This is a genomic window from Mycoplasmopsis felis ATCC 23391 (assembly GCF_000701865.1).
In the GTDB taxonomy this organism is placed as follows: domain Bacteria; phylum Bacillota_I; class Bacilli_A; order Mycoplasmatales; family Metamycoplasmataceae; genus Mycoplasmopsis; species Mycoplasmopsis felis.
The window spans coordinates 1-14,303 of sequence record NZ_JNKA01000005.1; the positions used below are offsets into that span (position 1 = coordinate 1).

At 25.5% G+C, this 14,303-nt stretch carries 6 protein-coding genes; all 6 read left to right on the forward strand.

From position 1 onward, the window contains the following. A partial coding sequence (locus T405_RS03930; protein WP_036430153.1) for an IS3 family transposase occupies positions 1-291 on the forward strand: 291 nt, incomplete at its 5' end. A gap of 103 nt (positions 292-394) precedes the next feature. Beyond that, complete coding sequence (locus T405_RS00845) at positions 395-3,700, forward strand: hypothetical protein (RefSeq protein ID WP_036430155.1); 3,306 nt, start codon at positions 395-397, stop codon at positions 3,698-3,700. A gap of 94 nt (positions 3,701-3,794) precedes the next feature. Beyond that, a complete protein-coding gene (locus tag T405_RS00850) occupies positions 3,795-9,182 on the forward strand; it encodes a PDxFFG protein (protein WP_051619514.1) in 5,388 nt (1,795 codons plus the stop codon). Positions 9,183-9,189: 7 nt separating this feature from the next. Further along, positions 9,190-12,204, forward strand: coding sequence for an ABC transporter substrate-binding protein (locus T405_RS00855; RefSeq protein WP_036430159.1), 3,015 nt, complete (start codon positions 9,190-9,192; stop codon positions 12,202-12,204). Beyond that, positions 12,204-13,259 carry an ABC transporter permease gene (locus T405_RS00860; protein ID WP_036430161.1) on the forward strand — a complete coding sequence of 352 codons (1,056 nt, stop codon included), beginning with the start codon at positions 12,204-12,206 and terminating at the stop codon, positions 13,257-13,259. Before T405_RS00855 ends, T405_RS00860 begins: the two co-directional genes overlap by 1 nt. Further along, positions 13,259-14,299, forward strand: coding sequence for an ABC transporter permease (locus T405_RS00865; RefSeq protein WP_036430163.1), 1,041 nt, complete (start codon positions 13,259-13,261; stop codon positions 14,297-14,299). The genes T405_RS00860 and T405_RS00865 overlap by 1 nt, the downstream gene beginning before the upstream one ends. Positions 14,300-14,303 lie beyond the last annotated feature (4 nt).

A 14,303-nucleotide genomic window follows, 5' to 3' on the forward strand; every position in this document is an offset into this window, starting at 1 on the left:
ATACATTCTGATCATTGTTTTCAATATACAAATCAAGTGTATATTGATAAAGTCAAAAAATCTAATGGCACAGTTTCACTTTCTAGAATTGGGAACTCATTAGATAATCGTGAAATTGAATATTGATTTGGTATCATAAAAACTGAATTATTAAATGATTTAGATTATTCAGAAATTACTTTTGATGAATTAAATCTTAAAATAAAGGAATATGTTGATTGATATAATAAAGAAAGAATTCAATCAAATTTAGAATGAAAAACACCACAGCAAACAGCTATGATGTTATAATTTACAAAAATGTTAATTTTTTGTGTCCATGTTAAAAAACTTTGTTTTTTTTTTTTTTTTTGATTAAATTAAAGTGATTTTAAAATGAAAGGAAATTAATAAAATGAATAAAAAGAAACTTATAATTGCTACAGGTCTTTTAACAGGTACTGTTATTGGAGTTGGTGTAGGAGTTGGTATTGCATTAAGTTCTTCTAAAAATACTGGTAATTCTGAAGAAGCAAAAAAAGAACTATCTAAAGAAATTCAAACAAGTAAAAGTTTTGAAAATGAACTTAGTTCACTTCAATATTCAACCATTAAAGGTGAATATTTATCATTAGTAAGTCAATATAAAAAACTATTAGAAAAAGAAGGTGTTACTTTTAAAGAATTAAGTGAAGGCCTAAAAACTTTTAAAACTAAACTTGAATTATTAAAACAAAGAAAAACTCAAGAAGATACAGCAAAAGCAAAAAGCATTAATGATTTAGATAATTTATTAAAAGAATCAAATGATTTTGCAAATTCGTTAACAAACGAAAAATACAGTGAAATTAAAACTAAATTAACTGATGCAATTACTTTAGCTCAAGTTGAGTTTAATAACAAAGATTCAAAATCTGCTTCTGAATTAAATACAGCAGTTAATAATCTTAAAAATATTTTAACAAAAGCAAAAAACGATTATGAAGCAATGCAAGATGAACAAACAAGAAAAATGAATTCTGAAACTGCATTGAAAAATAAAATAGATGAAGTAACGACATTTTTATCAGAATTAGGTGATACAGAAAAATACCAAGAAATTAAAAATGAATTATCTCAAGCAAAAACAACAGCAGATTCAGTTTACTCAGAACGTAATTCAAAAACTATAGAAGAATTAAAACAAGCATTAAATCAGTTGAATGATTCTTTAACTGCAGCAAAAACTAAAAAATCAAGCACAACTAATGCAAATGTAAACTTTACAGCTGAAACACCAACAAAAGAAGATGTTACAGGTAATACAAAATACAAATTTGTTGTACTTAATTTAACTTCAGATATTTTATTAGATTCATTATCTGATATTCAGGGTTTAATAGTAAATAATGAACCATATCAACTATCTTCAGTTGAATATAAAGCTAATTCAACTAATAAAAAAGAATTCACTTTAAAATTCCCAGTTGGTAAAAATGGAACTTACTCAATTAGTGCAGTAAAAATATTAGGTGTAGAACAAAACAAAACTTTTAGTCCTGTATCTATTAATATAACTGATTTTCCAAACAATTCTATTTCTTCATTTGAAGCAAACCCTAATCAAACCAATACTAAACCAACATTAGAATCTATAAATGTTCCATTAAGTGAATATAAAGATGGTTTATCTGAAGTATTCCAAGAAAATCAAATTCTAGATTTACAAGAATTAGAACATTATCTTTATTTAATAAATGGTGAGAGAGTGGAAAAATACTTACCTAAAAAAATTAGGTACCAAAATCAAGTTTATTCTATAAGTAATAAAAATACAGAAAACGACTTTAGTACATTCACTTCATCAAATAATCAAAATACTGCAAAAGATACTCAATATACACCAAAAACTTATAACTCAAATAAACCTACAAATAAAAATGTTGACAAAAATGTAAATGTAATTTATAAATTACAAACTCAAAACGAAACTACTACATCATCACAACAAGAAGGTTCTAATAAAAAAACAGTTATATTTAAAGTTAAATACATTGATTATGATGTAGAACCCTCAACATTTTTAAACACAACTAAACTTGAAGTAGTTGAAAATCTATCTAATGATTTTGTCAAAAGACATAAAAACAACGATAATCATGGTGTTGAGAAAACAATTGATGGAATCAGACATAATGAAAATAGATGAACCAACTGAAATGATAGATGAACCGATCAAAGTAATTTAAAAAATCAATTTGTTTATCAGGTAAAAAATAATGAACAAGTTTTAATTAATGGACTTATTTTAAACATAAGGGAAACTGATATTAATAATGGTTTAGGTGGATTAGTTATTCCTGAAGAAATTAGAATTTCTGTTTCACAAGATGGACAAAACTTTACTCCTGTTCAACACCAAGATAAAATCTCTCATAATGATTTTGGTTTAAGCGGAGGAACTAATAATGCAATATTACAAACATATTTCAATACAAGAGAAATTTCGATTAAAGCAGTCACTATCAATTTTGAACCAACTTTTGCTAAATACATTAAATTCCAATGAAAACCTCGTTCAAGAACAGGTTCAAATAATCAAATAGAACACTATTCATGAGAAATTTCTGAAATAGAATTCCAAGATTTAAATAATAAAGATTTAGATGCTCTAAAAAAAGAATATATTACTAAAACAAAACAACAAGATAAAATTATTGAAAAACTAAAAAAACTTATTGAATATTATGCTGATTTAACTGATACAAATTCTAAGAGATATTCATTTATTAAACTACAAGCAAACGATTTAAAAGATGAATTAAATGCACAAAAAGATTATTTAAAAATATTAGATGCTGAAAAATTCAAAAATAAAATAAATGAATTTATTAATAAAACAAAAACATTTGATATCGGAATAAATCAAGCAAATAATCAAAATCCTACTTCAGACATTGAACTAGAAAATGCTTTATTGCAATCAAGAGAACTAATTAATAATTTATATCCATATCTTGCAATAACTAAATCACATAGCAATTCTATGTATTATGACACAATTCTAAGAATGATAGATGAATTACTATCTCTAAACAATTCAACATCAAAAACAGTAGATAAATTGTTTAATGTAGTTTATTCAAATTTAATTAATTTTGATAAATTTAAAAAAGAATTTGAACAAATTACTAATACTACAACACTTGCTAGTGTGGATGAAGAAACCATTCAAGTTAAACAAAAACAAGGTTCTGTAAATGTTTATGAAGCTTCAATGGATTTAATAATTTATAATATCAAGAACAACGAAAATGCTAGCTTAAAACTAAAATTAAATCCAGAATCAACAGAAGTAGTTGTATCAGAAGTTCAATATAGTGACTGATCAAATAATCAATCATCATCAACAAGTTCTTCTCAAGATCAACCAGTGACTTCAGACCAATCAACTTCTGGTTCAACAGAATCTGCTCCAACTACTACTTCTGCAACTGAGACAGGAGATTCATCAGAAAATACAGATAATCAATCATCTTCTTCAGCAACAACTCAAGTAACAACTGAAAACAAACCAAAACGTAAAAGAATAACATTTACAATTACAAATAATTCTAATGCTCCAAAAACAGTTTCATTCAATGAAATATGACTAGGCGAAACAAAATTAACAGAATTATCAAATAATGTTGAATTAACAATTCCGAATAACCCTACAGTACAAACAGGACAAGTTTCTTAATTTATAAATAAAAATACATTTATTTTTTTAGTAAATGTATTTTTTTATTATAATTAAATAATATTTTATTTTTTATATTAAGATAAAGGAAATTATGAAAAAGAAATTGAGTTTAAAAGCTAAAATATTACTTTCTATAAGTATTCTAACTGCAGGTTCTGGTATAGCAATAGGTTCTATGTTTGCATATGCAAATAATTCAGATGAAGTAAATGGATCATATTTAAAAATAAATGAAAATGAATTTAAGAATGATTATTCTAAAATATATGATGATTCAAGGACTTTAATTCCTGAAATTTCTATACTAGACCCATTAAAAAAAATACAAGTTGCAACTATTTTAGATAGTGATTTTTCACAATACAGTTTTGTGGGAGAATCTGAAGTATATAATTTCGATGATTTTTTTAAAGAATATTTCAATAGATATAATGAGAGTTTCATATTAGAAGTAAAATACGGTTCATTTAGTTTTTATGATGAGTATGTTTTAGCTGTTAAACCAAAGCAATTCATAAACTTTACTAAATGATTTATCGAAAATGTAGCTTGAGGCCCTGATTTATTAACTTTAGATAGTTTTAGAATAGTTCCAGGAGTAGAACAAAACGGTAATGCTATAACATTGGGTGCTCATTCAACAGTTCATAAAGAAGTAAGCGAAATTAAGTTTTTCCCTGATGCATTCTTTGGTTCAATGCCTATTTATTCAATTTTATCTGGGCCAGGAAATTCTGATGATTCTTTAACATACTCATTATTTAAAACAGTTCAAAACAAAGATACAATTGAAGACTTTTTAAAATCAATTCCGTTAGCATCTAGTTTAAAAAATTCATTAGCTATTGAACATAACAATGCTTTTTGATCTCTTTCTATTCCTTCAAGAATAATAGGAAAACATTTTAAAATCTATCCTAGTTTTGGGAATAACATTAGAAGAGGTGAAGGAACAATTATTTTTGATAATTCTTTAACTAAAGAAGAATTTGATAAATATAAAGTTTCGCATAATTTAGATTCAAAACTTAATTATGAAGATTTAATAGATACAAAAGTATTAAGTGTAGTTTCTGATGTAAATGATAGTAACCCATTTTTAGAAATAGAATTTAATCATAAAATCAATAACCAAAATTTTAAATTTACAATGAATCAAGGTAATATTGATGAAACTTGAGATATTTCATATAACACCTTAAAAAAAGTTATTGATAATTCTATTAAACATTTTTTAGATTTCTACGATGTTAAGGCTTATGAAAATAAAACAATATGACAATACCAAAATAAAAATGGTGTAGTTTCTTATTATCGTTCAAAAGTAGAAGCTCTAAATAAAGAAAAAGAATTAATTAATTGAGCAAATTTAGATTCAGAACAACAAAACAAACTAAAAAAACTAAAAGTTGTTAATTTAGATGTTATAGATAAATCACTAAATATAACTTTTACTGATGAAAATCAAAATAATCAAACAATAACTTTTAATTCACAAAATATAACAAAGCAAGAACAAGAAAGTTTCAATAAATTCAAAATTGCTGTTGGTTATGGTGGAGGTATTAATCCGATTGCATTATCAGCTGGACCAGAAGATATTTCAATTTTAGATGATAATGGGAAACCTTTACGTGGTCTAGCAAGTAGAAAATACCAAGTTTATAACGAAGCATATACTGGTTTAATAGATAAAGTAATAGAAAAATATCCACATTTACTAAAAAAACAAAATGGACCTCATATTGTCAAAACACTTAATGATCAAGGATACTATGAATATTCTTTATCAGAAGGTGAATATTACGGTTTATCTGAAAATGATAGAATAGGACTCCCTCTTTTAATGGGTGCATCACTTGATAATTTTGACGGTGTGTCTGCTGATTTCTTAAAATATGTTGCAGCCCATGAATATGGTCATCATTTTACCTTAGATCAATCACAAGCTTTAAATCAAGATAATAATGCAATAATTGTTGGTGGTTTATCAACAAGAGGTGGAATTAATGAATCTTCATATTATTCTGCTAAAGCATTAAAAAATTATTTATATGCAAGAACCAACCTTGACTTTGTAAGAGTTAATGCACTAGGAACTGAAAATGAAAATACAAGGAAAAATGGAAGTTTTATAAAATTCTTATTTAAAGATAAAACAACTGGTGAATTTATTAAAGAATTAGATGATGATATCTGAGGAAATGCATTTAAATCAAATGATATATTTGAAGTATTAGATAATCCAAAGAGAAGATTTTTACAAACCTTTGAAGGATTAGAAAATGCAGCAAAATTAAGAAATGTTAAATTAGGTGACTTATTTATTGCGAACTCATTCGATGAGAATTCCGGTACTTTAAATCCATTTATCAATGGAAGTGCAAAATCTTTTGAGAAGAAATTAATTGATGGAAAAGAAGTGTTCGTTTTTAAAGAAGTTTCTGCACAAGATATAGTTAATCAATTGAAAGATGGTTTAGGAAATTCTATTGATAAAGTAATAGAAATTGTAGATGAACAAACAATAAGAATTTCTGTAGTTCAAACAGTACAAGAAGGCGAAATAACAAAAGCAACTAAAATAAATTTATTTAATAAAGATGGTTCTCCTGCTATTAATGTTCCTTTAAATGAACCTTTAGACCAAGCAAGTATTGATTATATTAATTCTCAAACAAATTTAATTACTAGAGCAATTGAAAACATAATTCAAACTAACTATAATGAATCAGGTTGAAACGAACAAGGAACATTCTTAGGTGGAGATATTTCATTAGGTTGAAATTCATTATTAAATAGTTCTTCAACAAACGGAATTAAAAACAATTTACTAAATAGAAACAATCCAAATGAAATAAATATATCTCACAATGAAATTAATAACCCAAATAACCCTCGTACAAGTTTTGAATACACTGCCTTAAGTAAAAATGTTTCTTTAGAACAAAGTCTAAGAGAATTAGCAAATGCAGTTATAGCAGTATCAAGATCACAAAATCAAGTTGGATGAAGACAAGCATCACAAGCTCAAGTTGGTACTGTTTTTGCATTTGTAGATAATAATCAAATTCAATCTAAATATACATTCCCTTATGCAAATGATTCATATTTATTAAATGAAATGTATTTAAGATTCCAAGAATTTTACAATATATTAGAAAGATTAAATCTTTCTAATATATATGGAATGATGCAATTACATCCAGGTTTTGGATTGTTATTACGTGGAAGTGGTATTTTAATGTCAGATCCAAGTCAAATAAATCCAATATTATCATTCCTAGATAGCTCAAATAATATTGTTTCACCAACAAGATTACAAAATGCTGTATTAAATAGAACTAATGAATTTACAGTAGCAGAATTAACTCATAAAATTACATTGAATAATATCAATGGAAGAGCAAATGGTTCGCTATCACTATATAGTGCTTATAATTCAACAATAAGAAGTCAAATTAATCAAGGTTCTCAAACAGCATATGCTCCTGTTTTTGATAATTTCGAAGCATTTTTAGACTTCACTTCAATTGATTATAGTAAAGCAAAATTAGTTAAATCTACTTATAAGGATAATAAAGCAAACGGTGAATTTAATTGAGATATTGATTATGTTAAATCAAAATTTGATTTTGAACTATTTAAAAATGCAGTATTAACTTCTGATGAAAATGAAGATATTAAAGAGTTTGTTAAAAAAGCATCTGAACAAAATATTGCTAATGAACTTATGTATAGATTCAGACATTCAAATCATTTCTTTACAGTTAAAGATTTCAATCCAATTAAAGACTTACAAGCAAATCAAGCTATTTTCTCAAGTAGATATGGCATTAATGTAATAAATCCTAACTTTACTGAAGGTTTTGTTTATGATTTAAATGATATTGGTGATTTAGATCCGAGAACATTCTTTGATGCAAATAAATTACAAGAAAAAATTAAAGAATATGTGGTGAATTTAGTAGGACAAGAAAAATCTCAAGAAACTTTTGAAACTCTGAATTCTCAAGATTTATATAGAATAATGGGAAATATTTTAACTTGAAATAATCAAGGAAAAGTAAATCAAGCAAGATTTGATTATATTTTATACCCAACATTTAGTAATGGTAAACCATCATCAGATGTTATTAACTATAACTTAACAAGAGTGGAAGCGTTATTAAATGATAAGTTTACTGATTATATCTATAATATCGCAGAAACTTTAACACGTGATTTTGTTCAAACTACATATGTTCCTGAAACAAAAGATTTCGAGAATCTACCTTCTTATTTTACTGGAATTAGTGAAGCACATACTGGTTTAGATTACGTAATTGATGCAACACAATTAAGTTTTTGAAATAATAATTTAAATAATCAAAATAATATGAATTTAGGTGTAGTTCAAGCAGTCAGATCTCAAAAATTCAATAATTATTATGACAAAATTAAACAAACTCATTTTATTTCTTCTAATTTAATTAAGCAAGAAAGAAAATTGGAAAGATCTATTAGGAAATTACTAAATGAAAGTAATAAAAGATTAGAATCCTTATTAGAACAATATAGAACAACTACTAACCAAAAAACTAAAGAGGAATTAAATAAAGAAATTCAAACTCAAAGGGCTATAGTAAAAACTTATGAAAAAAATGTTTTAGATATTCGTGCAAAAATTTCAGATATAACCAATGACAAATTTAAAGCAGTCGGAGAAATAAGTTCTAAAGAACTAGGTATTTTTAATCAAAGAAATCGTGATATTATAGCTAACCAAGAAATAAGAAATTCTTCTTATTTTGGAAACTTTATGACAAGAAATAATGGATATTTCAAAGACAGATTCCAAAAAGAAAAAATAGGTATGCATTTATATGACGATCAAGGAAAAGAAGTTATAGACAATGAAATTAGATTAAAAGATTTTGATGGAAATCAAATAACATCAAGACCTAGAGCATTCTTTATCTCTCAATTAATGAATTATGGTGTAGGAAACAGAACGATATCTGGTATTTTTAGAAATAAAAGATTAGATGCATTAGCATTATATGGTTATGTGAAAAATTCTGATGCTAAATTAATCAAGAAAATTCGTTTTACTGATGTACATACAAATGAAGTTAAATACTTACCTGTTAATTTTAAAGACACGAATAATATTTTTTACCTTAAACAACAAGGAATTAAGGAATCTAAAGTATCTATAGAAGATGAAGGTTATACATCTTGAATTTCTGATTTTGGTTTAATGGCAAAATACAGAAATACTTTATTATTACCAAAACATGAATATTATTTAGAATTTGTTGATGAAAATGATAATGTAGTTTCTGAAGTTGAATTAGGAGACTTAGATTTTATTGCAGAAAACGGAAAAACAGGAACACAAGCATCAGTAAAAATTTATAAAAACAAAAACCAAGATACAAATAATAAATATAAATCAATAATAAATATTGATTATCAATTCAATATTTCAGGATAGGAGGATTATGAAAAATAAAAAAATATTAAGTTTAATAACTTTCACAACGATATCAAGTAGTTCATTAGTTTTTGCATTAAGTTGTTCTCATAATTCAAATAATCCACAAAACAAATCATTAGCAAAAATTGATTATGATTTTGGTTTAGCAACTGAACCTTTAAATAACTTAAATTATATTAAGTATAAATCAATGGATAAAATATTACCTTCCCTAGTTGATTCGTTCTTAAAAACAGGACCAAGTGATGAACTAAAATCAATAGTTAAATCTAATGATTTTAATATGGTTATTGTAGATACAAACGGAACTATTAATAAAGATGGTGAAGTAAGTTCAAATTTCAATGATTTTTACAAACTTAAAGATAAATTAATTGAAGAAGAAGGATACGGAAGAATAACAGGGAGTTATTATGGTATCCAAAATTTTAGTACTATTGGTGGTTTAGGACGAGCATCAATTGGTGAATTAAGACGAAATTCAACAATTTATGCTTTTAGAAATCCTAAAAATCCAAATAACTATATGGGGATGACAGGTTTTATTAATAAAAAATTGAATAGATGATCAAACGGTGATTATATAACTGCTCAAGACCTCAGAGATTATCTAGAATATATTTTTGATTTAAGCACTGGTTCTCAAAAAGTAGATCAAGTACAGAAATTTGGTATTAGAGGTGCAGAAAAATTCCTTGATGCTCAAAAAGACTATATTCAAAAGTTTAATAAAAGTTATAAAAATCCATGAGGAAGAAGAAGTTATGTACTAGATTCAGAAGGAGATTTAGTTCAAAATCCAAATGAATCAGTCTGACAATCACAAACATTTGATGCTAATAACAATCCAATCGATACTAAAGAAGTGCAAGCAATTAAAGAAGCTGCATTAAATTTTGGTTTTTATACAGGACAATTATTTTTAGATTATTCAAATGAAGAAATAGAAGCTAATTTAAAAAATAATCCTAATTTTTCAATCGATAAAGAAATTCAAGATTTTACTTTTATAAATGAAAAAGGGATTGCAAAAACAAAAAAAATAGTTAAAAATGCATTTGTTAATCCATATCAAATATTTAATGTTGATAGTAAAATTCTTTCATCAATTAAATCATTAAGTTATGATGAAAATAGTTTTACTATAATATTTGATGAAAATCAAACTCCAGGAATTTCATTCTTCTTATTCCATGTTTTATCAGGACTATATCCTGTTAATCGTAAATACATTGAAACAGAAGGTGGAGGAATTGATGAATATGGTTCAAACACAAGCAAGTTTTTAACTGGTGGGCCATTTAATTTTGAACCAAGTGATATAGTGTTAGGGCCTCAAGGTTATATTATTTTAAATAAAAATAAAGATTATTTTGATGCAGAAAATACTATTTCAAATAAAATAAAAATTTATTTTTCTACAGATAGAAACACAAATTCTACTTTTTTTGAAGATGGTTATATTTCACAAACATATATTCCTGCAGAAAAAATCAATCAATATTGATCTAGTCCAGGTTATAAGGAATATTTAAATAAAAACACAGGCTATGGAACTATAGCTTTTGGCTTTAATTTAGATAATGAAACAAATGGCAATAGTTATATAATGGATCAAGATTTACGTAATGCTATTTATTATGCAATTGATCGTGAAAAAATAATGAAAATAGTCGGATGAGACTTTTCGTTCCCTGTAAACACATGAACTGCATATGGACAATATAGAACATTTGACGGAAAAAATATAGAAACTTATTTTTCTGATTTATCTACTAAATCTAAGGATAATGTAGAAATACCATTACAAAATTATGATTATGTTGTTCATTTATCAAAAGGATATACTTTTGAAAAAACTCAACGTGGTGATATAGCATATAAACCACAAACTTCTGAATTTTATATTAATCGTTTTAAAGAAAAATATCCAAATTTAAAAAATGTTTCTCTAACCTTTTTAAACAATTCAACTGATGAACAAAAAAAAGCAGGAACTTATTTAAAAGAAATTTTAGATACAACATTTAAAGGTTATGTTAAATTAGAAATCAAGAGTTTACCTGAAAATTCATTTGCTTCATTTATTGAAGAAGGTAAATATGATATTATTTACCAAAATTATGATCGTTTAGGAGGAAATGGTGCACAAGATTATGTTTCTGTTTTCTTTAAAACAGATGAAATAGATTCATTGAATCAAAAGTCAATTGGATTTAAATCAAATCCAGTTGGTTCATTTACTTATGCAGATTATGTTTCTGATTTATATAAAGAAAATAACAATATTCAATTAGAAAATTATATACATGAACATTTAGGTAAATATATTTTAAATATCATCGACAATGATTCAGAAATTTTAAATACTTATAATTCGATTCTTAAACAAACTTTTGAAAATCAAAAATTGTTAACTTTAGACTTTCAAAATAAATATTTAGAATTAATTTTTAACAAGTTATCAGAAAACAATCCAGATAAATACAATTTAAGAATGGTTAAAAACTATTTAGAATATAAATTAATCAATCATAAAAATATTAAATTAAGCAGATTAAAAAGAATTTTTAATGAATTACTTATTAATATTGAAGGATTAGAAAAAATTTCAAATAATACAAACTTAACTGCTCAAAGATTAAATTTCCAACAATCAATTGTAAATAATAATTCATCTAATATTGACTTTTGAACAAAATTTATTGAATTATCTTATATTAAATTAAATGAAACAACTGGTCAATATACAGATAGATTAAATGCATTCTTTTCAGGAAACTTTACTACTTTAGAAAATACACAAAAATGAAGTCAAGAAATAGTTTATGTTTTCATAGGGGAACTAGAAAAAGTAATTAGGGATGCAAGTCCTGTTATACCACTAATGGAAGTTGATACTAACTGAGAAATAACTCGTGTAGGTGGAGCAGTTTCATTATTTAACTTTGCATTACAGCATGCATATGACTTTACTAAACCCCCAAGACCTGGATTGCCTAGAAAGAAAGGAAATTAATGTCTCATAAATATCAAATTATTGATAACAAAAAAGTTTGAATAGACGAAAATAAAATTTATTTTTCAAACAAAAGGGTTAAAGAAAAATCATTAAAAGACAAATTATTAAATACTAACTCACCTCTTTGAAACTCATTATCAAGGTTTTTAGTTATAGTTTTAGAATTTTTCTTAATTGGTTTTATTGTCATTACTATTACTTTCTTTTTAATTAATGCTGTTCCTGGTTCAAATACATTAACTGCAGGTTTAGATGATGCTTCTCGTAAAGCAACTGAAGCAAAATACGGTTTAGATTTACCTTTGATCCAAAGATATTTTATTTATTTAAAAGGATTATCTAAAGGAGATTTTGGTATTTCACTTTCACTATTCCCTGCACAAGAAATTAATTCATTTATTTGAGAACGTTTTTATAAGTCATTTTTAGTAGGTATATTTTCAGTTTTAATAACAGTTGTAATAGGAATTTCTGTTGGTATTTGAGTTGGAAAAAATCCAGGTGGCTGAGTTGATAATATATCAACAGTTATTGTAAGTATTTTTTCATCTGTACCATCAATTATTTTTGCTTTAATTTTAGTCTTTTTAGGAAGATTGATTGGTTTACCATATATCTTTGATCATAATGATTTATTAACATATATTTTACCTGGTTTAGCTTTATCACTAGGAAGTATTATTGTTTATATAAAATATATTAGAACTGAATTAAACAGAGAACTAAATTCAGTGCACGCAAAATTTGCATATTTAAAAGGACTTACAAAAAATCGTTTTGTATGAGTTCATGCACTTAAACCTTCATTATTTCCTATTGCTACATTCTTTCCTGCTGTTATTTTTGGTTCATTTATAGGAAGTATTTTTATAGAACAAATCTTCTTTATTTCTGGATCTGGTGCTACTTTATTACAAGCAATTCAAACTAAAGACTATAATGTTATTTTATTTTTAATTGTTATGTTTACTATGTTAACAATATTATCATATGCAACACGTGATATTTTATATGAAGTTATAGATCCACGTGTGCGTAGAAAAGGAGTCTAATGGAACAAAAAAAATCAAAATTAGCATCTTCTTTTTCTAAATATGTTAATAAATTAAAACAAAGACAAGAATTAGGTCCTACAAATGAACTAACAAAAGAATCAGCACCAAATGCAATCTTACAACCTTTTCAATACCAAGCATGAAAAATCATAGGTAAAACCTTTGATTTTCAAGTAGACAGTCAATTAAAAGCAGAAACAAAAATTTTTAAAGAATTTGTCTATAGATTTTCCAAAAATTTTGGTGGTGTATTTGGTTTTGTTTTACTAGTTAGCATTATTGTTTTATCTATTTTTGTTCCTTTTACTACACTTAGTCCAACACAAAGTGATGTTGATGTTAAAAATTTAACATTTAATCAAACTGACTCAAATGGAATTTATCATATTCTAGGAACTGATTCAATTGGTAGAGATTTATGAGCTAGATTATGACACGGATTGAGATACTCATTATCATTAGCTATTGTAGTTGCAATAATTGAAGTTATTATAGGTTTAACTATTGGTATTTTAATGGGTCAATATGAAAAATTTGACAAAGTAATGACTTTTATCATTAAGATATTATCTGTTGTTCCTACAATTATTATTTTAATATTAATGACTATTGTTGTTAGTCCTAGTTTTTGAGTAATAGTATTTTCTTTATCATTTACTTCGTGAACAGGTATGGCAAATCAAATTAGAGCTCAAGTTAAAAGAGCAAAACATTTTGAGTGAGTTTCAGCATCTAAAGTTTTAGGAACTCCAAACTGAAAAATATTAAAAAATTATATTCCGGTTATTTTACCTATTTTAATTACTCAATTAGTATTTACAATTCCTGGTGTTGTGTTATCTGAAACTTCGCTTGCTTTTATAGGTTTAGCAATTGATGATGTCCCAACTTTAGGTAATTTAATTTCCGAAGGGCAAAAAGTCTTTCCAACATACTTAAGATATGTTTTTGTTCCATCAACATTATTAATTTTAATTACTACTTCAGTACAATTAATAGGTGCAAGCATTCAAGATGCTCTAAGAAGACAAAGATAGGAAT